The organism is Runella sp. MFBS21 (genome assembly GCF_029433105.1).
GTDB lineage: Bacteria > Bacteroidota > Bacteroidia > Cytophagales > Spirosomataceae > Runella.
Window position 1 is genome coordinate 171917 of record NZ_JARNTW010000012.1, and the last position, 23347, is coordinate 195263.

A 23347-nucleotide genomic window follows, 5' to 3' on the forward strand; every position below is an offset into this window, starting at 1 on the left:
GACAATATGTCGGTACGAGCAACAGCAGCTGTTACCAATCATTTGGGGACAAATTGGTATTGCGTCTCCGACGCGCAAGTGGCATTCTTTAAAGTAAAGTCGGAGACTTTAAACCAGTTGCGTACCGACAATATGTCGGTACGAGCAACAGCAGCTGTCACCAAACTATCATTTGGTGACAAAACGGTATTGCGTCTCCGACGCGCAAGTGGCATTCTTTAAAGTAAAGTCGGAGACTTTAAACCAGTTACGCCCCGACAATATGTCGGGACGAGCTGTGGCTGTCACCAAAATATTATTTGGTGACAAATTGGTATTGCGTCTCCGAGGCAAAATTCACTATTTCAAATCACAACTGAATGTTTCTGAAGATTGCGCAGGGCTTGTTGCAAATGCCGTTCGTCGTGCGCAATCATAAATTGAAACACATCACCCAATTTTAATTTTAGAAAACGCGCTATCGAAATAGGAATTTTTATCTGATTCAAATCAGCGCTATAGGCACGCCTCAAATAGTTCAACAAAATCTCTTGTTGCTGAATAAACTTCGCTACTACTGCATAGGCATCTAATGTTGGGGGAGGGATATGCCCTTTGAAAGCTTTGTATTTTTTCTTGCCCGTTTGCGGTTCCATCATTTTGATAAAATAAGCACCCAACCAAGAACTTTTGAAGGTTTCATTAGGTTGAGATAGGGACATTTTTGCTAACCTTGCCCCTATCTCAGGCAGATAATAATCTCCATAACTATTGAGATGCGCCAAGCATTGCGCAATACTCCACCCACCTGTTACTGAGGGACATAGTAAATCTTCTTCTTTAAGATTTTGAAATTGTTGAATCACCGTTTGCAAGTGACTGTCAACACGATTTTCTAATTTTTCGAGCAATTGTTTGGTGAGAATTGTTTCCATGACTGTTTGTTTTATGGGTACAAAATTGGGAGAACCGTCCAAAACAATTCTTGGTATTTACCAACATTTTCTACATCCTCACTTTATTAATCAGTTTGCTAAAATTTGTGGCATCCATTCCCAAATAATTGGCGAGGTATTTATGAGGAACCAATTGCAAAATATGCGGACTCCGTTGCAAGAGGCGCCTGAAACGGTCTTCAGCACTGAAGCATTGCAGTTCTGCCAACCGCTCCAATACCCCCGAAAGAGAAATCATTGCTCCTTGTCGCACAAGCGCTTCTACTTCCCTATGCTGCTGCATTAGCTCATAAAGCTCATAGTAAGAAGCTCGCAAAAATGTGGATACCGTCAGTGTTTCGTAATAATATTTGGAAGGATGCTGCAACATCAACGCGTCCAATACGCCTCCAAACGACGGCGCATAGGTAAATACAATGGTGGCTTCGCGATTTTGTTCGTCAAAATAATACACTCGCTGTACGCCTTCTATCACAAAATACAGGTACTTTTCTTTCTCCCTAGCAATAGTTAAAATTTCTTTTCTTTTGGCAGAAAAAGGCTTCCATATCTTTGAAAAATCTTCCCAAACTTCAGGAGATAAAGGAGAAACAGAGTCTGTAAGTTGGTGTAATAAGTCGAGTGCTGCTTGCATGAAAATGAGAAAAGTTAAACCATACAAATATAAGTAAGCCCCTATTTACTTGAATTCATTCACGAGTTAAAATAATACCAATCTTGGCTAATAAGACGGCAGAAAAGCCCCCAAAATACCTTTAAATTTGTATTACCTTAACTTACACCTACATGATACATTTTAATCTACCCCAGCCCATTTTCCTCAAAACGTTAGTGATGTCTTTTCTTTTGAGTCAATTGACCCTCGCCCAAGGCAAACTCAAAGACTACCAACGTTCCGAACAACTCAAAAATCAACTCAAAGACAAAGTTTATAGTGCACCTTCGACAGCCACTTGGTCGATGAGTAGCCAATGGTTTTGGTACCTTATCCAAACCCCACGTGGCAAGGAATTTATTGCCGTCAATGCCAAAGAGAAAAAACGTCAACTTGCGTTTAATCAGGAGTCATTAGCCCAACAACTTTCTCACTCGCTCAACAAAAAAATTGAGCCTTATGCCTTGCCTTTCAGCACGTTTAAATATCTCAAAAATGACCAAGAGATTGAATTCAACGCAGAGGATTTTGTGTGGACATATGGACTAAACAATCAAATTTTGACAAAAAAAGAACCTATTCGAGCTGAAGAAAGAAGATACTGGGGTGCAAGTGGCAACGACCAATTTGACAAGCCTATTTTTTCGCCTGATAGTAACTGGACGGCATACATCAAAAACTACAACCTTTACATTCGTGAAGTATCCACCCAAAAAGAATTCCAACTGAGCTACGACGGCTCAGAAGGAGATTACTATTCAGGCTATGTGCAATGGTCGCCCAATTCGAAAAAAGTGGTAGCCAACAAAATCCGTCCCAATCAAAAGCATCTGATATATTTCGTACGTTCGTCACCCGAAGATCAACTTCAACCCAAACTCGAAAACCGAGAATATCTCAAACCTGGCGACGCGCTTCCTTTTCGGAGACCTCAGCTTTTTTTGATAGACTCCAAAAAACACATTCCGATAGATGATGCCTTATTCAATCACCAATACAATATTTCGCGCGTAGAATGGCGCAAAGATAGCCGGGCTTTTAGTTTTGAGTATAACCAACGCGGTCATCAAATTTATCGCGTACTTGAGGTAAACGCTACTACTGGAAACGTACGAGCTGTGGTAGAAGAGCAAAGCAAAACTTTTATTGACTATAGTGGTAAAAAATACCGTTATGATGTAGCAGACGGTAAAGAGCTTATCTGGGCCTCCGAACGAGACGGGTGGAATCATCTTTACTTGTACGATGCCGAAACGGGCAAAGTCAAAAATCAGATTACAAAAGGTAATTGGGTTGTACGTAATGTGGTAAACGTTAATCCTGACAAACGTCAAATTATCTTTGCGGCAAGTGGAATGAACCCTCCACAAGACCCTTATTTTGTTCATTATTATCGTATCAATTTCGACGGCACGGGTCTTACACCACTCACCTCCGACAATGCTAATCATACAGCCTTTTTCTCCCCTGATTTTCAGTCTTTTGTAGATATATATTCACGAGTCGATATGCCCCCGCTCACGATTTTGCGGTCGGCCACCGACGGTTCTGTATTGATGGAGTTAGAAAAAGCAGATATTTCAGAATGGCAAAAAGCAGGCTGGAAAGCGCCAGAGGTATTTACGGCCAAAGCTCGTGATGGTCAAACTGACATCTGGGGAATCATCATACGCCCTACTCATTTTGACCCTAAAAAGAAATACCCTGTCATCGAAAATATTTATGCAGGGCCACATAGTGCTTTTACTCCTAAGTCTTTTATGACTTACAATCGCTCCATGTTTGAATTGGCCGAGTTGGGTTTTATTGTGGTTCAACTCGACGGCATGGGTACATCGCTACGTTCTAAAGCTTTTCATGATGTATGCTGGCAAAACCTCAAAGACGCGGGCTTTCCAGACCGTATCTTGTGGCTCCAAGCCGCTTCTCGCCAATACCCCAGCATGGATTTGAACCGAGTAGGTATCTACGGTACGTCGGCTGGTGGGCAAAGTTCGACGGGCGGACTACTGTTTTATCCTGAGTTTTATAAGGTAGGTGTATCTTCTTGCGGCTGCCATGACAATCGTATGGATAAAATCTGGTGGAATGAACAATGGATGGGGTATCCTATAGGCCCTCACTATGCAGATTGCTCCAATGTGACTCACGCCGAAAAGCTTCAAGGAAAGCTTTTGCTTATCTTGGGTGAAGTGGACGACAATGTAGACCCAGCTTCTACGATGCAGCTTGTTAATGCGCTTATTAAGGCCAATAAAGACTTTGATTTTTTGATGATTCCCAACATGGGACACTCCGCAGGGGGAGATTATGGAGAACGTAAAAGGCGTGATTTTTTCGTAAAACACTTATTAGGAACCGAGCCACCTGCTTGGACGCTGCCTCTTTCGCCTCCTACTAGCAAATAGGTTCATAATTATCAAGTAAGGATATTTGTAGTTGATAGAAAGCCGTTTTAAAGCGGCTTTTTTCTTTGTACTTTTTCCAAAAAAAGTATTATTTTGTCGCTTTACAACACCTATGATGAATCCCTTTACTACCAATACTTCACTCACATATGATGAATATGTACGAGAGTGGCGCGATATTCACCATCGCTTTCTTACTGATTTTGAGCAGTCTCAATGCTCATTTGTTCCCTATTTTTTACCAGAGTTTTCCCTCAAACTCGACACTTTCCAGCTACTCGAAATCCTACGACAAAGGCTTGGTAATGACGTTTTTTTGCGGGCTCTCAATCCTGCCGAAACTATTGATTCCCCTGTCAAGAACCAACCCGATAGTCAATGGCTCAAAAAATCAAATATGGTGGGGGTCAATGTCCGTACGATTGGTAGCTTTTGGAATGTGGTGGCCTATGCACTTACCCTGCCTCAGTTTCATGATTCGGTTCATCTATTACCCATCTGGGAACCGGGCGTAGTGGGGAGTTTATATGGAAAAGTAAGTTGGAATATCAATGCAGCGTTTTTTAGTAACAAACTTCAAGAGGCCCTACCTTGGCTCGACAATGTCGAAAAGCAGCTCAAAGTGGTGGTCAATTTACTCCATGCTTTAGGCAAAACAGTAGGACTTGACGTGATTCCTCACACTGACCGTTTTTCGGAAATTGTGCTGATTCATCCTCGGATTTTTGAATGGATACGGCGCGAGGGCGGAGCACTTATCGACCATTCAGAGAATGTATGGCAGCAAGTGGAAACAGTGATTTGGGCTTTTCTCCAAGAGCACGGCACCGCTGACGGAAGTCAACTCAATTTTGGAAAAGATATTCTTTTCGACCCCGAAATCCCTCTTTTGAGTGACAAAAAACGTCAAGAAATTATTTTTGGATTTGATCAACAGCAGCGTTTATACCGCAGATTGGCTTTGATGCAAACCTTGATTGCTCAAGGTTTTGAGACACTTCCTATGACCATGGCACCTCCTTACCGTGGCTTGCATATCAATCCAGAAGTATTTGTACTTGACGAAAGAGATACACCGTGGTTTCAGTATGAGTTTGACCATCCTCAAGAGATGTCGCGAGTATTTGGGCCATTGACACGCTATCGGTTTTACCATTCCAAAAACAATAATGAAGCGTGGGAATTGGATTTTAAACACCCTAATGTAGGTGCTTGGCATTATTTTACCAGAAAATATTACGAGTGTCAACAGCTATTCAACTTCGATTTTATGAGAGGCGATATGGCACACGTCCAAATGCGCCCCGAAGGAGTACCGAGCGATATAGATGCTTTTTATGACCCGCTACGAGCGGTTAAAACTTTTATTCAAAAACGAGGCGTCAAATATTTCGCTTTTTATGCCGAGACATTTATCGCTCCCCCCAACGTGATGGGCTACGGCAACGAACTCGACCACCTCGAAGCCATCGATGCCGACGCCACTCTAGGCGATTTGCAAGCGTCGGTCGTAGGAAGTGCGGAATTTTCTGAACGCTTTTCTCTCTATGACCAACTGCTTCGTACACGGCAATTTGCCCCTAGCTTTACTATCATCACTGCCGACAAAGACGACCCTCGTTTTGACATTTTTTATCAAAACGGCAATCTAGTGCGGTATTTTATGGGACTTTTTTTGACCGATATGCCTAGTTATTACAGCCTAGGTTTTGAAGTACGAAACTTGCATCTTGAACGGGGTAAAAATGAAGAATATACCAAACTGTACGTATTCCAAATCCATGATGATAGGGAGGAAGATAAAGTAACTCATGGACCTTTTGAATGGGGAAAGAATGTATCTCAATTTGCAGAACTCAATAAACTACGTCTGTTTGCGGAATCTATTTGGAAACACATCCAATCCCAAACAGTGAATTGGCTTGTAGCGCCAAGCACAGCCCCCAACAACAAGCTATGGGTATGGACTCATGCCCCACACGCACGTTTTGTCTTTGTGGTGAATGTTGACCCCACTACTGAAGCCCAGGTTAAGGGCTTCGATACTTCAAATTATGACCTAGTTTTTAGCACCTCTCACCATCCTGAAAATCAATTATTTACACCTCCGCTCACAGGCTACATATATCAATCAAAAGAAGCATTTCCAACCTTTAGACTTTAGTGTGCGTCATGGTCAGTAAATAAAAGTTATTAATCAAACCCAAATACAAAAGCCATGATTAAGTTGATTAGTATGTTATCAGTTGTGATGTTGGTAAGTGCAAGTTGCAACAAAAATGAAGTAACACCCAACGATGAATTAAACAACGTTGCCAAAATTAAAAACACACGCGGTAATTTTGAAAAATTGTCGGGCAAGTGGATTTTTAAAGAGTATCTCAAAGACAAAACCGTTCCAGCCAATAGTGAGGCTACTATCGAATTTTCGAAAGGTGAATCTTCTGACATTTTGATAGTAAATGGCCGGTCTTTTGTAAATTTATACTCTACATCTTTTACTTATAACGAAGCTCAATCTACTATTCAAATTGCAGCCCCCATCGGTATGACAAAAATGGCTGGCACTGCCGAACAAATGAAAGCCGAAAGGGATTTTCATAACAACTTGCAAAATGTGAAGAAGTTTGCAGTAGAAGGCAAGACGCTCAAATTATACGTGGGAGAGCCTGCTACTGAAGTGATGTTTTTTAATCAATAAATCCCTCCTTCATTGACACTAAAACCTCCTTTTCATGATTTTAAAAAGGAGGTTTTTTCATAATTTATTTACCCAAATACCCTTTTGTTTTTTGCCAAATAGACCAAAGGGTTTTGTTGGCATCTTCCGAAATCCTCAACCCCAGCACTCCCCCTCCAAATACCACTACAATCAACAGAGATTTGAGGGCTATATTTATTAAAATACTCATTAAAGTAGAAGAAGGAGAGGGAATCAGCAGCGAAACGCCATAAGTTATTGCAATCAAGACCATGACCTTGGGTGTATTGCTTGTAAAGGGTTGCAGACCAAAACGATTATAGATAAACCAAAACTTGATAAAATTGTAAATCGTAAGGGCCACAAGCATCGCCAAAGCCGCTCCATTGTAGCCATAAGTCGGAATCAAAATGGCATTGGCAATGATAAGCATGAGGGTTTGAAAAACATAAAAGAAAAGGTCATAACGGTAGTATTTGGAGCCTACCAAAATCTCAGAATTAAGACCCGTAGCCATATCAACCAATCTCCCCAAACCTACAAACAACACCACCATTTTACCTTGTTGGTATATTTCAGATTTAGGGATAATTTTGAAAATACTATCAATATTACACCATATCCCTAAGAACAATAACCCTCCGATAATGAGCAAATTGAGTGATGATTTCTTATAGATTTCGTCGATATGAGCCATGTCATTTTTTTGCCAAGATTCATTAAGAAGCGGCGTACTGATAGAAGCAAGGGCATTGCGAGGAATCGCAATAATGAGGGCGATTTTGGCGGCAATGTCAAAGATGGCCGTATTGGTCATTCCATTGCTATAGAGGGGCAAAAAAAACTTCTCAATATTAAGTGCCAAATTGACGCTGATTCCACCCATGATTACCCAAAGGCCATATTGCCACATTTCACGAAAAACGGGCTTTCGAATAAAACTAAAATCAACCTTCCAATACAACCTCCCAAGCCAATATAAATATCCAAAAAGGGCTATTACGGCTACCACATGTACCAAAACCAAGCCCATAATGAGTTCATTAAAAGTAATGAGCTTAAATCCATAGCAAATCGCCAAAAGAGAATTGGTCAGCTTGATTCCCAGCTCTCGAATAATAGCCGGTACCACAATCCGCAGATGCACCCTAGCATAGGCTTCAAGCACTGCCATGTATACCAAACAGAGGGTTAGAGGCAGTAAGTAATAATAGTAACTTACCAAAAGAGGCGAATTTTCTTCGTATAACCATCGAAAAAAATCAACCCCAAATAGGTAAAACAACGTAAAAATGAGACATCCTATCAAAGGTGCTACCAGCAGAAACACAAAAAAGCCGTTGTGTTGGTTTCGTTCATTACTGAAACGATTAAAAAACCTAACTGCTACAAACGGAATTCCGAGCTGCGTAAAAGACGCAAACACCACGGGATAGCTCGTCAGAGCACTATACAAGCCCATTTGGTCAGTCTCCAGAAAATTATTGTAGAGGTAAAGGATATTGATGGTTCCTATGACAACTCCTAAATATGTAACTATCGAATTTTTAAGGCTTTGCCTAATAATTACTCCCATTTGTACTTCTATTTACATTTAAAATATCCCATTTGGCACAATTGTTGAGATTGGCGTTTTGGTATAGTTTTTATTACACTACCCAACCCCAAATTTAACATGATTACGCAGGTTTTACGCAAGGAGTCCTCCTTTCTATTTCCGCTTGTTCTTCCCTCAATAGCTATCGGTAGTGCCATGGCGATATGGTGGTTTTACCTTCTGCAATACACTTCTAATATTCCCTATTGGGATGATTTTTTGTGGGCGGTCAATTTTATGGCTGACTGGACTCAAGCCCAAGACTCTGCTCAACAATGGCAACATCTATTTGGATTTTACTTTGAGCATCGTATCGTATGGTTACGTTTGTTTTTATTGTCGAGTTATTGGCTCAATGGCACTGTCAATTTCCAAGCCCTTTTGTTGATTGGTAATAGTGGCTTATTAGTCTTACCATTTTTGTTTTGGAAATCTTTACCCGGCCGTAATTTCGTTGTTAAAATCTCTTATTTATGTCCCATTACTTGGGTATTATGGCAACCACAATGCTATCACAACATCTTTACCACTTATGGCCTCTCCAATCATTATACCATTTTATTCGTCATAGGAACAATCTATACATTAATTTACTTTCCGCACAAGCTCGTTTTAGCTTTATTGCTAGCTTTTTTAGCTACTTTCAACACAGGTACGGGGCTTATTGCTTGGGGCGTAGGTGGTTCTATTTTAGTATGGCAAAATAGGCGTAATCATTTAATTATCTGGATACTAGTGGCTCTCATCTGTATAGTTGGGTATTTTGGCGGAGGCGGAAAACCAAGTTCTTTTGCGCCCCAAAACGTGCCTTTGCTTACCAAAATTCTCAATTTACCCTTTTATCTTCCTACGTTTTTCTTCGATATTTTTGATTTTGGTTCTCTCAAAGCTGGCAAAATGACAGCAATGCTCATCGGAATACTCAGCTTTGGGGGTTTATTGACTTGGGTATTTTCCCAATTAAGACCTATTTTCCAGGCCTCCCCGTGGCAGCAAATTCCTCAAATATTGTGGAAATCACGGCAAAACTTAAATTTAAATCAACTGTTTTTATTACACATCGTTTTCTTTTTGGGCATTGTAGGGCTTGCCGCAGCTTTCAATCGGGTAGGCGTCAAATTTAATCAGTGGTCATTCCCTGACTATTATCGCATCTATTCCCAAATTTTCATAGTTGTCTTGTATAGTTGGGGGCTACAATATCTTTCATACCGTCTACAAGTCAGGGTCATAGGAATGGTATTTGCAGGTATTTTTTGGATGGCAAGCTATATTATACACACGCCTCATATCATCAATTTACACCATCAAATTGAAGCTGATGCTTTCAATTTTAAAGTCAACAGTCGCTGGAGTTTTTATCCGGCTCATCGTGGCTCTCAAGAGTATCACCTCATCAATCAAAATACGCATCGAATCATAGAAAGTGGTATTTGGCAAATACCTTCTTTTACCTCTACTTTTCGCCACGAAAGTGTTCACTGCGAAGATTGTCAACTCAATATCTCCACCGATCATACCAAACCCGCCTTTAAGTTTCAGTATACGGGTTATGAGTCCCATTCAAATACTCAATTTTCGGCCTACCAAAGCTCTCAGCATTTATGGATAGCTCCTTTGACCCAAACAGTCGCCGATTTAGGATATATGCTCACACATCAATCTCTGACCAAGTCAGAGCCTGTTTCGGTTGTGAGTATCAATCGTTATTTTTTTGAAGCGACCGATATTCGCCCCTCTATTCTTAAGCATTGGCCATTAAAATCCATTCCGATGCCTATCGATTTTGTGGGTGATACTGAGTTGTCAGCGGTTCACGTACAACCATAGATTCACAAAATGCATCACCTAAACTAGCAAGGTTCAGTTTTTGCGAAAAACTGCTACTACGGTGGCTCCTTGCGGAAACACTGGCAAGCGTTTGACTAGCCAACGAGTAAGTATATGGGTAGTGCTACTAAGGATATTATTGCCCAGTGTCTTATTGAGCCACAATCTATACGCCATACTACGATTGATAGCTCCCGAAGGCTGAATCGAAATATCAACGATTGACAAATCATATTGGGTAGCCAAATAAGCCAATGAGCGAGCATCCCAAAGTAGCATATGATGCGGTGGTACATTGAGCGTATGATAGGGATCAAGTGCAAAAATAGGGCTATCATTGTTGGGTACACCGATAGCAAAGACACCTCCCTTTTTCAGACAAGTCAACGAATCTTTGATAAATTGTCCGACTTCATTGACATGCTCAAACAACTGAAAAGCGCATACCATATCATACTTTTCTTTGTGCAAAGTGGCGTGCACACCAATAGTCTGGTCGATGATTTGGATTCCCTGTGTTTTACCATAGGCCACTGCCTCAGGGTTAAAATCCAGACCAATGCCTTCTGCCTTTTTTTCTTTTATTTTCTGCAAGAAATAACCATTGCCACAGCCAATTTCTAATATTTTTTGTCCTTCCTTTATATGTTGAATTGTCTTCTCATGCTCCCACTTCCACAGCGAATAATAGCCCTTATAAACCCTAGCCAAATCCGCGTAAAATTGTCCATCACCTGCCAATGAAAAAGGATAATAAAACCGCAATTGAGAAGTCTGGCATTGGTAAATATCGATATTGTCCAGTCCTTTAAAATAGCTACTTACATCTACGCTAAATTCTTTTTGGTACTGCTCTATGATTTGGCTGGCTGACAATTGGCTTTCAAGTACAACATTATCCTTACCAGTAAGTGGGGAAACAACGGTCATTTTAGAATCGAAGAGATTGTTTTTCATAAGTCATTCTATATCAAAGCTTCGCTTTAGTACAATATTTGAAAAGTTATTTAGAAATGGAGTAATAGCTGCAACAAACCGCCTAAGCAATCTCTTGATTATCCACCAATTAATACATTTTCAAATTCTTTAATTACGTAGTGTATTGGGAGTAGCTATTCTAATTTTTTAAAACCTCCAATAGTTTATCGGTCTGTAAATCAATAGCATACTCTTTTATCATTTTTTCACGAGCAGCTTCTCCCATTTGAGCAGCCAATGCGGCATCGGCAAACAATATTGACATAAAATACGCCATATTCTCAACATCTTGCTCCTCTACCAAATAGCCTGTTTTACCATGTTCTACAGCATCTTTGATACCCGCATGTCGTGTGCTTACGATAGGTAGTCCCGTCGCCGCTGCTTCCAAAATAGAAGTAGGAGTACCTTCCGAATCATTGTTTTCGGGATTAAACATTGAATGTTGTACAAATAAACGAGCTGCTCTAAGATAGGAGGCTACTTCACTTGGGTTTTTGACGCCAAGTAGCTGCACGGCATGTCGAAGTTGTAAATCTTCTACTAGTTTTTTACAACTATTAAACAAATCACCATGTCCAATCATGACCAAACGGGCGTCAGGATGAGTTTCCAAAACCTTGTCAAATGCTTTGATAGTCAAGTGGGGGGCTTTTTTGCCCGTAAAACGCCCCACTGCAACTGCCAATTTTTCGGAAGTAGCCGGATTTGCACCAGAAAACTCATGTATTTTTACCCCACACGACACAAAATAGACTTTATCACGAGGAGCGCCTAATTCCACCAAACGCTCTACCATATCTCTCGACACTGCCACAATTGCTTTAGCGTATCTAAAAATCTTTTGGTATTCGGCCAAGTGTGTTTCTACCGTTTTTTTTTCAAAAGCATCAAATCCGTGAAAATGCACTACCAGCGGAATTCTGGCCTTGATACAACCATCAATAATTCCTACGCCCGTAGTTCCATATTCTACTATTACTACATCAGGCTGCTGTTGAAGTAAATACTTAGCCAAATAGTGCGTGTAAACCTTAGCATACAATACTGGAATAAGCCTTTTGATAAAAACCCTAATAGGTTCACTGAATGGAAAAATAGATTTCCCATTTTGGTCTTCATAAGGTCTTTTTCCGCCTGTAAGTACAAAAAAAGGTTTTAAGTATTCGATATGATACCTAATAAACGTTTCCGAATAATTCCGTTTATTAGGATGGGCCATTCCTATCTTCATACTTTATTTTTTGGCTTTTGCCACTACCAGGTAAGTACATCCGTCGGTATCAGTGGCTTGTTGAGTATTAATCTTATCAAAAAGTGCAATCAAAGCTTGCATGGGAATCGTGAGCAAAGGACGTAAAAATGACGGAAGTTTGAACAAAAGCCCATCCTGAAATAGCTGTAACCCCATTGCTGAGCGTCCAATAATTCCACGAAATGCGACCACTTCAAACCCATTTCGCTCTACGATTTTTTTCAATCCTGTAGAGGTCCAACGCCAATAATCCGTAGGGTCAGGGTGATACATCCAATACCCGTGCGTTGTCAACAACAAAGTGCCGTCGGGTTTTAAGATACGATGCGCTTCACTAAGATAGCCTTCTGGGTCTTCTACATGCTCTAGTACTTGAGTTGAAAGCACTACATCTATCTCGCTATTTCCATATTGAATCTTACTATCACTCCCCACAATAATATCAGCATGTGGATTCCATGCCAAATCAATACCTAAATACTGGATATTTTTATTTCTAAAAAGAGAAAGGTAGGGTTTGGTCCCACACCCATAGTCGGCCAATGTAATAGTTGTATTTTGGGCAAGAGAAGTCACATGCTTATCGCGCCCCCATTCTACCAATGCACGGAGTTTTTTTAGATAATACCAACGCGGATGCCCAAAGGGAGGCTTGATACGATAATGCTCATCGGGATTGTCGGGCAGCGCCTCTGTGCGGACGTTTTGGGACATAGGAATAAATTTATCAATCACTTACAAATAATACAATTATACCAACTCACCATGGAGTTTTTGTACTAAAATATCGGCGATACGTTCGGAGGCATATCCATCCCATAAAGGAGGAATATTACCTTTTTTAGTACGTCCTGTGAGGATTTCTTCTACTTTTTGCTGCACCGTCAGAGGATTCAAATCGGCCAAAAGCTGATTAGTGCCAAGCTCTACGGTTACAGGGCGCTCGGTAGTATCTCGAAAAGTAAGGCATGGTACCTGCAAAAAAGTAGTTTCTTCTTGGATCCCTCCCGAATCTGTGATCACAATAGCAGCATTTTGCATCAATTTCAAAAACTCCAAATACCCTTGCGGCTCAGTAAGTATCAACCCTTCAATTTGGGTGAGCATTGGCAACAAGCCCAACTTTTCAATGTTATTTCGAGTTCGTGGATGAATCGGGAACAAGACTTTTTTGAGTTTTACGGTATCTTTTATAATTTTTAAAATACTATGTAAACCTTCTTTAGTATCGACATTGGCTGGGCGGTGCATCGTCATCAATACATACTCATTTGCGCTGAGTGATTTTCCTACCAAATCGGTTAAATCAAGTTGTTGGGCTTTTTGATGATAATATACCAGCGAATCAATCATACAATTGCCCACCATAAAAACTTTCTCATCTGGCACACCTTCTTTTCTGAGATTGTCGATACCTGACTGTTCGGTTACAAAAAGCCAATCGGAGATGCTATCTGTCAAGATTCGATTGATTTCTTCAGGCATTCGGCGGTCCCCACTTCTCAATCCTGCTTCTACATGGGCAATAGGGACGTACATTTTGCTTGCTACCAAGGCACATGCAATAGTCGAGGTGACATCACCTACCACCAATACCAAATCTGGACGCTCAACCTCCATCACTTTCTCAAACTCCAGCATGATTTTGGCAGTTTGCTGCGTATGAGAGCCACCTCCTATTCCTAAAAAATAGTGAGGTTGGGGCAATCCTAATTGGTTAAAAAACACATCCGACATCTTTGCATCATAATGCTGACCAGTATGGACGATTTTTGAGTCAATCTCATTTTTGGTCAGAAAAGCCCGATGCAAAGGGGCTACTTTCATGAAATTAGGACGAGCACCGACTATATTGAGTATTTTCATTACAAAAAATCACTGAGTACTTTTTGGACAGGAATCGCAAAGGTACACATTTCTACGGACGCTTCAGTGTAGGGTCTTCTTTATGCTTGCTTTATTAGGGGAAAAAGCATTTTTTGAGCATTTTTTCTCCCCCTAAAATACAACCCCAAACTATTCATACTAAGGTTTTATTTTGGGATAAAATCCGAATAATTCTTAAGGTAATTCATATATTTTCTACTGAAAAAGCTCCAGTATTTACTTCATTTCGTGTAGAATCAAAAATACTTTACTATTTAAGTGGCCTTGAGGGTTTTTGGTACATTTTCTCTCAAAATACATGTTTTGAATCCAATATTTCCACTTGATAAGTGTAGTACCAATATTTTGGTAAAATGCTATATGTTCACTTAATTTGTAGGTCTTTTCAGCAAATACACTGCATTGATTATCTAACAATATTCGCATACACATCCTCAAAAAATTATATTCGTGTCGTATTTCATGTCTTTCTTCCATAGATATACTTTGACTTTTGCTCTCATTTTGGGGGTTGCTCTAAGCTTGAATAGTATCTCCGTTAAAGCCCAACAATCTTCCCAAGCTCCAAACATTGACAGTATAAGCGATGAACAGTTTATGGAATTTTATAGAAGAGCTATGGCGAGTGGTATGTCAGAAATTCAGATGGAACAAGCTGCCCTTGCCCAAGGATTCACTCTGACCGATATTTCAAATGCTCGTAAACGCCTCGCAAAAATACAAAGTGAGCAAAACAAAAATGGGAAAGATAGCGTGATAAGCCCTCGTCGTCAGATAGGTAAGTTATCACTAAAAACAAAAAACACAACCCTAAAAGACTCTTTAAAACTACCTCCTAAGGTTCAAAAAAAATTATTAATTTATGGGTCAACGCTCTTTGAAAATTCTGACCTTGCCTTCGAACCTAATTTACGTCTAGCCACCCCTACTAGCTATGTATTAGGTCCTGACGATGAACTTCTTGTAGATATTTATGGAAATGCATCTGATAGTTATAAGCTAAAAGTAAGCCCTGAAGGTACTGTTAAAGTTCTCAATTTTGCCCCCATATACGTTAGTGGACTTACCATTGATGAGGCAAAAGAGAAAATTATTAGTAGACTACGACAAGCGTATGCTGGACTTAATAGCGGTGGAGGAACTAGAGCATCTATCAACCTAGGCAATATCCGTAGTATCAAAGTCACGATAACAGGCGAAGTAAAAAAACCTGGTACTTATACTGTCTCGTCACTAGCGACTGTCTTCAATGCTCTTTATCTATGTGGGGGACCTGATTCGACTGGCACTTATCGAAGCATTAAAGTGATTCGAAACAATAAAGCCATTCGCACAATTGATTTGTATGATTTTCTACTAAAAGGAGAACAAAAAAACAACATTCTACTTCAGGATCAGGATGTAATACATGTTTCTTATTACACAACTCGAATCGAAATCGATGGAGAAGTAAAACGTCCTGCTATCTTTGAGTCAAAAGAGGGAGAAACATTCACAGATATTTTGAGTTTTGCTGGTGGCTTCAATGAGTCAGCTTACAAGGCTTCAATAACCTTGTATCGTAACTCAGAAAGGGAACAACAAGTTTTAAACTTAAAGCAAGAAAATTTTGGAAATGTAGCGCCACAAACTGGAGATCGATATGTAATAGGAAAAATACTCAATCGCTTCCAAAACCGTATACAGCTTACAGGAGCCGTATTTAGACCTGGCGACTACGCGCTTACTTCTGAGACGAAGACGCTCACTCAGCTTTTGGCTCAAGCTGATGGTTTACGCGAAGATGCTTTTAAAAATAGAATTTTAGTACATAGACTAAAAGACAACTTTGACCCTGAAGTGGTATCGGTTGACTTCACTAAAATTATATCAGGTGCCTCTCCAGATTTAGATTTGAAAGCACGGGATAGTATCGTTGTCAAATCTGTCAAAGAACTACGCGAGGAGTACTTTGTTACTATTTTGGGGGCTATTAATCAACCAGGTGACGCTCTTTTTGCCGATAATATGAGTGTATCGGATCTTATTACCCAAGCGGGGGGTTTTGTAGATGGAGGTATTCCTATTAGAATCGAAGTAGCACGTAGAATCAGAGATGATAATATGACTGATGTTCCAGACAATTACAATACTCAAATTATCCCCCTAACAGTCGATGCCAAATTGGGTCTTACTCAGACTGATGTACAATTTAAGCTACTGCCCTTCGATATTGTATACATCCGAACATCTCCTCGTTATGAAATCCAACAAAATGTGACCATTCTTGGGGAAGTCATCTACCCAGGAACGTACGCAATTGTAAACAATACCGAACGAATCTCAAGCCTCATTGAACGTTCAGGCGGAATACGTGCATCAGCTTACTTAGATGGAGCTATTTTGAGACGGGGCGGCGAAAGAGTAGCGCTTCAAATCAAAAACATCATCGAACAGCCAGCCATCGAAAGCAACTTAACTTTGCAAAATGAGGATACCTTGATTATACCCCGACAATCTGAGTTGGTAAGAGTTACGGGAGCTGTTTTGAATACTTCTATTCTAAACTATTCAAAGGATTTTAATTTCAATTCTTATCTTTCCCAAGCAGGTGGTTATGGAGATAGAGCCCACAAGAGTAAAGTATATGTAAGGTATGCGAATGGCTATGCCGCCCGAACTAAACATTTCTTATTCTTTAGAATTCACCCAAAAATAGAACCTGGTTCCACTATCTTTGTTCCATACAAGCCCAAAAATGAACGAAGATCAGATTTATCAGCTCCTGTTTTGTTATCATTCTTGGGAACGCTGGCCATTGCGGCAGCAACACTCTTAAGATAAGGCTATTTTTTGTTAAATTAAAAACTAAAACAAGTGATAGAGAATAAACCTAAAGCTTTTACTCAAGAAGTTGACTTAATTGCGATCTTTAATATTCTCAAAACTTTCTGGATAAAGATATTATTCTGTGGATTCCTGGCAGGGGCTATCGGAGCTGCTAGTTCTTTTTTAATTCAGAAAGAATTTGTTTCACAAGCTAAATTGTTGCCCGAAATCTCTGCGGGCTCTTCTTCAAAATTAAGTGGGGGGCTAGGCGCTTTAGCAGGACTTGCTGGAATTGACTTAGGAAGCGTTAATTCCTTAGATGCAGTTCGACCTGATTTATATCCCAACATTATCCAAAGTACCCCTTTTGCCCTGCACATATTAAAGCAAAAAGCATATGTATCAGAGTTTTCTAAAATAATGCCTCTTGAAGACTACTTAAAAGCTAAGCAGAAATCATGGTTTTCAAGCAATACAAAACAACCCCAAAGAAAACTTCTTGACCCTCAAAATTTAAGTAAATCTCTTGAGTTAGATGCATATGAAGATGCTTTAGTAAAAACTATCTTCGCTCGAATTAGTGCATCATTTGATAGGAAAACAAGTATAATCACTATCAGTGTTAAAATGCCTGATCCAGTATTAGCAGCTAATATCGCTAATTTGACATTAGAGTACTTAAAAAACTACGTAACTAATTATCGAACTGAAAAAGCTAAAATAGATCTATCTTTCGTAGAAAAACAAGTAAGTGTAGCAAAAAAAAGATATCAAAATGCCGAAACAGCACTAGCTAATTTTCAGGATAAAAATAGATTTTTAATACTTCAAACAGCTAAAATACAAGAAAGTCGCCTCAATAGTGAATTTTCTACAGCTCAGTCCATCTACAACGATTTAAATCGCCAGTATGAGCAAGCAAAGATTAAAGTTCAAGAAGTGACACCCGTATTCAATGTCTATGAACCCCCTCGAATTCCCCTAATTAGAAGTGAACCTAAAAGACGCACATTTTTCTCAGTGTTTTTTGCAATTGGTGCTATGTGTGCTGTTATTTTTATTTTTTTCAAAAACCGCAAATTAATCAACTAATGAAAGTCGTTATTTTGGCGGGTGGTATGGGAACTCGTATCAGTGAAGAAACTACCCTCCGCCCCAAACCTATGGTGGAGATAGGAGGAAAACCTATTCTTTGGCATATCATGAAGACATACTCCCATTATGGTTTTAATGAATTCGTGGTATGTTTGGGTTATAAAGGTTATATGATCAAAGAATACTTTATCAACTATTTTCTTTATAATTCAGACATTACGGTTGAGCTCCACAATAATAACCTCAATGTATTATATACAAATGCAGAAGCATTTAAGGTCACGCTTGTAGATACAGGATTAGAGACTAACACTGCTGGTCGTATCAAAAGAATCCAGGACTACGTAAAAGATGAAACTTTTATGCTGACTTATGGGGACGGAGTAGCAGATATAAACATAAAGCAGCTATTAGACTTTCACAATAAAGCCAATAAACTCGTTACACTCTCTTCAATACGGTTACCTGGGAGATTTGGAAATTTGAATATCAATGAAGAAGGTACCGTAACCCAATTCCAAGAAAAACCCGAAGGAGACGGTGTCTGGATTAATGGCGGATATTTTGTATTGGAACCTGGCATTTTTGATTATTTAAAAGGTAATGTCGATGCGATTCAATGGGAGAAAAAACCACTAGTTGAAATTGCTAATCACAACCAACTTGCAGCATATAGGCACTCTGGTTTTTGGAAATGTATGGATGCTATGAGAGACAAAATTGAGTTGGAAGAACTTTGGCAAACTAATCAAGCAGCATGGAAAGTATGGTAAGCCTCTTTGGAGGACGATATAATCAAAAAAAAGTTCTTATTACTGGACATACTGGTTTCAAAGGGTCTTGGCTGAGCTATTGGCTCCAAAATCTTGGGGCACAGGTCACTGGCTACTCCTTGAGCCTGCCTACTACCCCAAGTCATTTTGAACTCATCAGACCTAAAATTGACTCCTATGAAGGCGATATTAGAGATTATAAAAGCTTTTTGAAAGTTGTAACTGCCACAAATCCTGATATTATCTTTCATTTGGCAGCTCAACCCCTCGTACGACATTCATACTTATTTCCTCTAGAAACATTCTCTACCAATGTACTAGGCACTGCCAATGTTTTAGAAGCAGCTAGATATTGTAGCAATCTAAAAGCAATTATTAATGTAACAAGTGATAAGTGTTATGAAAATAGCGAACATAACCTCGCTTTCAAAGAGACGGATGCTATGGGAGGTCACGATCCATATAGTGCTTCTAAAGGGTGCGCAGAATTGGTTGCGGCAAGTTTTCGTAAATCTTTTTACGGTGATAAACTTCTAATGGCAAGTGTACGCGCAGGAAACGTAATTGGTGGAGGCGATTGGGCTACAGATAGGCTCATCCCAGATATTGTCAAAGCTACTATCGAATCAAAATCTGTTGAAATACGCTACCCTAAAGCTACTCGTCCTTGGCAACATGTTCTTGAACCATTATCAGGCTATCTTAGTGTAGGACAAAAGCTATTAGAAGATGACCAAACAGCTTCAGATGCTTGGAATTTTGGACCTAATGATGGAGAGGCTCTATCAGTGGACGCGGTATTAAAAATCGGAAAAAGTATTTGGCCGGCCATATCGTATACTATTTTGTCTCAAGAAGGTATCCCTCATGAAGCCAACTTTTTGAGGCTTAATTGTTCTAAAGCTAATACAAACCTTGAGTGGTACCCTGTTTGGAACACTCATCAAGCCATTACAAAAACATTTGAATGGTATAAGGCTTTTTATTTTGACCAACATCTGTTAACGCATGATGATTTAACAAATTATATATCAGATGCAATCACAGCCAAACTTCTTTGGACCCAATGAAATTTACCCACACACCTTTATTAGATGCTTATGAAATAAGCTTAGACCTCAAAGGTGATTCTAGAGGATGGCTTGCTAGGATTTATTGTGCAAAAGAATTTGAAGATATTGGTTTTAAAAAAACTTGGGTACAAATGAATCACACTTTTACAAGCAAAAAAGGTAGCATAAGAGGCTTACACTTCCAAATTCCTCCATACAGTGAGATAAAACTAGTAAGATGTATCGCCGGAGAAGTATGGGATGTAATTATAGATCTCAGAAAAGAATCCCCTACTTTTTTACAATGGTATGCTACATTACTAAGTGCTCAAAATCGTAAAATGCTTTATATACCTGAAGGTTTTGCCCATGGTTTTCAAACTCTTACCGAAAATTGTGAAATGCTTTATTGCCATTCTGCATTTTATGAAAATAGCGCCGAAAGAGGCATCAAATTTGATGATTCCTCTCTAAATATTGCATGGCCTCTTCCGCTTACTGAAATTTCGGAGCGAGATTTGAGCCACCCATATCTCAAATCCTCGACTTTTAAAGAAATTAATTTTTAACATTATGCAGTGTAGATTCTGTAAAGCAAGCCTCCAGAATGTCTTTATCGACTTAGTAAATTCACCAGCTTCAAATTCATTTCTTACAAAAGAGCAACTTAATGAACCAGAAACTTTTTTCCCGTTAAAAGTTTATACCTGTCATCATTGTTTTTTGGTGCAAATTGATGAATATAAAAAATCAGAGGCTATTTTTGATAGCAATTATGTCTATTTTTCTTCCTATTCAACTAGCTGGTTAGCTCATGCAGAACAGTACGTCGAATCTATGACTGAACGATTTTCTTTACATAGATCTTCTCAAGTGATAGAAATTGCTTCCAATGACGGATATTTGTTGCAATATTTTCTCAAAAAAAATATCCCTGTTTTGGGAATTGAGCCAACTCAAAACACAGCTCAGGTATCAATTGATAAAGGAATTCACACTATAACGTCTTTTTTTGGAGTTTCTTTAGCCACGTCGCTTGCCAATCAAGGCCTCTACGCTGATCTTTTGCTTGGCAACAATGTTCTCGCTCACGTACCTGATATTATAGACTTTGTAGGAGGCATGAAAATTATACTTAAGCCTCAGGGGGTAATTACTATGGAATTCCCTCATTTAGTACAATTAATTGACAACAATCAATTTGACACCATCTATCATGAGCATTTTTCGTACTTATCTTTATATACAGTCAAACAAATCTTTGACTCACAAGAGTTAGAAATTTTTGACGTTGATGAGCTTCCGACTCACGGAGGCTCCCTTAGAATTTATGCGAAGCACAAGCAGGATTCAAGTAAGTCAATCTCTGAAAATGTAGACCGACTCTTAAATCAAGAGAATGCAAAAGGAATAAATAACCTAAGTTATTATGAAGGTTTTCAAGCTAAAGCTCTTAAAGTCAAATTAGAGTTTATTGATTTTTTGATTCAGCAAAAAAGAGTGGGAAAGAAAGTAGTAGCTTACGGAGCTGCTGCAAAAGGCAATACGCTTCTAAACTACTGCGGTATCAAAAATGATCTTATCGATTTTGTAGTCGATGCTAATCCTTCAAAACAAAATAAGTTTTTGCCAGCTAGTCATATCCCTGTAGTAACTGAACTTACTCTCAAAGCCGAAAAACCCGACTATGTAGTAATATTACCTTGGAACATAAAACAAGAAATTATGCTGCAACTATCTTATATCCGCGGCTGGGGTGGAAAATTTGTAATCCCTATTCCTAACCTTACAATCGAATGAGAGTATTAGTTACGGGGGCGACAGGTTTTTTAGGAAATCATGTAATCAAAGAACTTTTTAAGCATAACGTTGACGTCATTGCATCCTCCTCTAATCTTGAAACAGCCCAAAACTCTTCTTGGTATAGAGAAGTTTATACCTACAAGTCTCTTAACTTAGCTCATTCAAATAGGCTCAATTTATTCAATTTTTTTGAGCAACCTGATGTAATTATTCATCTAGCATGGAGCGGTTTGCCACGCTATAAAGAACTTTTTCACTATGAGGAAGTACTTCCAGAACAATATCTTTTTTTAAAAAATTTAATTCTAAATGGGTCTGGTAATGTATGCGTTTCAGGCACCTGCCTCGAATATGGCTTAAGAGAAGGAGAGCTGGATGAATCACTAGTTCCTAACCCACAAAACCCCTATGCTCTCGCCAAAGATACTTTACGTAAGTTTTTGGAAGAGTTACAAAAGCAAGTGCCATTTTCACTAAAATGGGCGAGGCTTTTTTATATGTATGGAGCAGGACAAAACCCCAAAAGCATTTTAGCTCAGCTAGACAAAGCCCTACAAGAGAATGCCCCGTCTTTTAACATGTCGGCAGGAGAGCAATTGAGAGACTACCTAGCCGTAGAAAAAGTAGCTCAATACCTTGTCGCAATTGCCCTCCAAAATGATGTACAAGGTATTATCAATTGCTGTAGCGGGATTCCTATTTCAGTAAAAGAGCTGGTTGAGAATCACCTTAAAAAATGCCAAAAACAAATCCAGCTTAATCTAGGCTTTTACCCTTACCCCGATTATGAGCCTATGGCTTTTTGGGGAAATATTCATAAATTAAAACAAATAATGCATCATGAATCCGATTAAAAAGTTTGAAATAGAGCGAGAAGAACTTATTGCCTCTTACCAACACAATGAACCATTGAAGGTAGCAGCCAAAAATTTCAATATACATTCAAATCAAGCAAAATACTCTTACAATTTTAGCTGGATGGGACGCCCCATCATTCAATATCCTCAAGATATGGTAGCTATGCAGGAGCTAATTTGGCAGATTCAACCTGATGTGCTAGTTGAAACAGGTGTTGCTCACGGAGGATCTCTCATATATTATGCTTCCTTATTTGAATTGCTTGGTAAAGGTCAAGTTATAGGAATTGATATTGATATTCGTACTCATAATAGAGAAGCAATAGAAAATCATCCTATGTACAAGCGTATTACATTATTAGAAGGCTCTTCTATTAGCTCAGAAATTATTCATCAAGTCAAAGAAGTAGTGAAAAACAAAGGCAAAGTTTTAATATGCTTAGATTCTAATCATACTCATGAACATGTTTTAGAAGAGCTTAATCTTTATTCACCACTAGTTACAGTAGGCTCTTACATAGTAGTTTTTGATACCATTGTAGAAGATATGCCTAGTGGAATGTATGACCGCCCTTGGGATGTAGGTGATAACCCCAAAACTGCAGTATGGGAATTTTTAAAGCATAATTCTAACTTCGAAATTGACCATTCAATTGATAATAAATTATTAATTTCAGTGGCACCTGAAGGGTATCTCAAAAGAATAAAATAGT

Annotated in this window: 20 protein-coding genes; 13 read left to right on the forward strand and 7 right to left on the reverse strand. The window is 39.2% G+C overall.

Annotated features, from left to right (window positions below):
* The first annotated feature begins 6 nt into the window (after nt 1-6).
* A complete protein-coding gene (locus tag P1X15_RS21205) occupies nt 7-222 on the forward strand; it encodes a hypothetical protein (protein ID WP_277340133.1) in 216 nt (71 codons plus the stop codon).
* A 122-nt stretch (nt 223-344) separates the two neighbouring features.
* On the opposite strand, the gene P1X15_RS21210 is transcribed toward P1X15_RS21205, so the two are convergent.
* A complete protein-coding gene (locus tag P1X15_RS21210; RefSeq protein ID WP_277340134.1) occupies nt 345-914 on the reverse strand; it encodes a DinB family protein in 570 nt (189 codons plus the stop codon).
* A gap of 70 nt (nt 915-984) precedes the next feature.
* Nucleotides 985-1569 (reverse strand): Crp/Fnr family transcriptional regulator, encoded by a 585-nt coding sequence (locus P1X15_RS21215; RefSeq protein ID WP_277340135.1) that lies wholly within the window; start codon nt 1567-1569, stop codon nt 985-987.
* 152 nt (nt 1570-1721) lie between these two features.
* Between P1X15_RS21215 and P1X15_RS21220 the strand changes: the two genes are divergently transcribed.
* From P1X15_RS21220 to P1X15_RS21230, 3 genes are all read left to right on the forward strand, one after another.
* A complete protein-coding gene (locus tag P1X15_RS21220) occupies nt 1722-3998 on the forward strand; it encodes a DPP IV N-terminal domain-containing protein (protein ID WP_409049699.1) in 2277 nt (758 codons plus the stop codon).
* Between the two features lie 112 nt (nt 3999-4110).
* Nucleotides 4111-6162 (forward strand): hypothetical protein, encoded by a 2052-nt coding sequence (locus P1X15_RS21225; RefSeq protein ID WP_277340136.1) that lies wholly within the window; start codon nt 4111-4113, stop codon nt 6160-6162.
* Between the two features lie 54 nt (nt 6163-6216).
* Nucleotides 6217-6699: an META domain-containing protein gene (locus tag P1X15_RS21230; RefSeq protein WP_277340137.1), complete on the forward strand. Its 483-nt coding sequence runs from the start codon at nt 6217-6219 to the stop codon at nt 6697-6699.
* A 64-nt stretch (nt 6700-6763) separates the two neighbouring features.
* Here the strand turns inward: P1X15_RS21230 and P1X15_RS21235 are convergent, their stop codons facing one another.
* Nucleotides 6764-8275, reverse strand: coding sequence for a lipopolysaccharide biosynthesis protein (locus P1X15_RS21235; RefSeq protein ID WP_277340138.1), 1512 nt, complete (start codon nt 8273-8275; stop codon nt 6764-6766).
* Between the two features lie 99 nt (nt 8276-8374).
* On the opposite strand from P1X15_RS21235, the gene P1X15_RS21240 reads away from it, so the two are divergent.
* Complete coding sequence (locus P1X15_RS21240) at nt 8375-10126, forward strand: hypothetical protein (RefSeq protein WP_277340139.1); 1752 nt, start codon at nt 8375-8377, stop codon at nt 10124-10126.
* 33 nt (nt 10127-10159) lie between these two features.
* Here P1X15_RS21240 and P1X15_RS21245 read toward each other — a convergent pair whose 3' ends face one another.
* From P1X15_RS21245 to wecB, 4 genes are all read right to left on the reverse strand, one after another.
* A complete protein-coding gene (locus P1X15_RS21245; protein WP_277340140.1) occupies nt 10160-11083 on the reverse strand; it encodes a bifunctional 2-polyprenyl-6-hydroxyphenol methylase/3-demethylubiquinol 3-O-methyltransferase UbiG in 924 nt (307 codons plus the stop codon).
* Nucleotides 11084-11243: 160 nt separating this feature from the next.
* Nucleotides 11244-12338: a glycosyltransferase family 4 protein gene (locus P1X15_RS21250; RefSeq protein WP_277340141.1), complete on the reverse strand. Its 1095-nt coding sequence runs from the start codon at nt 12336-12338 to the stop codon at nt 11244-11246.
* A 3-nt stretch (nt 12339-12341) separates the two neighbouring features.
* The gene (locus P1X15_RS21255; RefSeq protein ID WP_277340142.1) at nt 12342-13073 is read right to left on the reverse strand and encodes a class I SAM-dependent methyltransferase; all 732 of its coding nucleotides are present in this window, start codon (nt 13071-13073) and stop codon (nt 12342-12344) included.
* A 36-nt stretch (nt 13074-13109) separates the two neighbouring features.
* A complete protein-coding gene (wecB, locus tag P1X15_RS21260; protein ID WP_277340143.1) occupies nt 13110-14225 on the reverse strand; it encodes a non-hydrolyzing UDP-N-acetylglucosamine 2-epimerase in 1116 nt (371 codons plus the stop codon).
* Nucleotides 14226-14768: 543 nt separating this feature from the next.
* On the opposite strand from wecB, the gene P1X15_RS21265 reads away from it, so the two are divergent.
* From P1X15_RS21265 to P1X15_RS21300, 8 genes are read left to right on the forward strand one after another with little or no spacing between them, the layout of a single operon-like run.
* Nucleotides 14769-17069, forward strand: coding sequence for an SLBB domain-containing protein (locus tag P1X15_RS21265; RefSeq protein ID WP_277340144.1), 2301 nt, complete (start codon nt 14769-14771; stop codon nt 17067-17069).
* Between the two features lie 33 nt (nt 17070-17102).
* Entirely contained in the window at nt 17103-18146 is a 1044-nt protein-coding gene (locus tag P1X15_RS21270; protein ID WP_277340145.1) for a Wzz/FepE/Etk N-terminal domain-containing protein, read from the forward strand.
* Nucleotides 18146-18922 (forward strand): glucose-1-phosphate cytidylyltransferase, encoded by a 777-nt coding sequence (gene rfbF, locus P1X15_RS21275; RefSeq protein WP_277340146.1) that lies wholly within the window; start codon nt 18146-18148, stop codon nt 18920-18922. Before P1X15_RS21270 ends, rfbF begins: the two co-directional genes overlap by 1 nt.
* A complete protein-coding gene (gene rfbG / locus P1X15_RS21280; protein ID WP_277340147.1) occupies nt 18907-19992 on the forward strand; it encodes a CDP-glucose 4,6-dehydratase in 1086 nt (361 codons plus the stop codon). The genes rfbF and rfbG overlap by 16 nt, the downstream gene beginning before the upstream one ends.
* A complete protein-coding gene (rfbC, locus tag P1X15_RS21285) occupies nt 19989-20543 on the forward strand; it encodes a dTDP-4-dehydrorhamnose 3,5-epimerase (RefSeq protein WP_028669118.1) in 555 nt (184 codons plus the stop codon). Before rfbG ends, rfbC begins: the two co-directional genes overlap by 4 nt.
* Before the next feature lie 4 nt (nt 20544-20547).
* Nucleotides 20548-21774 carry a class I SAM-dependent methyltransferase gene (locus P1X15_RS21290; protein WP_277340148.1) on the forward strand — a complete coding sequence of 409 codons (1227 nt, stop codon included), beginning with the start codon at nt 20548-20550 and terminating at the stop codon, nt 21772-21774.
* Complete coding sequence (locus P1X15_RS21295) at nt 21771-22631, forward strand: NAD(P)-dependent oxidoreductase (RefSeq protein WP_277340149.1); 861 nt, start codon at nt 21771-21773, stop codon at nt 22629-22631. The genes P1X15_RS21290 and P1X15_RS21295 overlap by 4 nt, the downstream gene beginning before the upstream one ends.
* Entirely contained in the window at nt 22618-23346 is a 729-nt protein-coding gene (locus tag P1X15_RS21300; protein ID WP_277340150.1) for a cephalosporin hydroxylase family protein, read from the forward strand. Before P1X15_RS21295 ends, P1X15_RS21300 begins: the two co-directional genes overlap by 14 nt.
* Nucleotide 23347 lies beyond the last annotated feature (1 nt).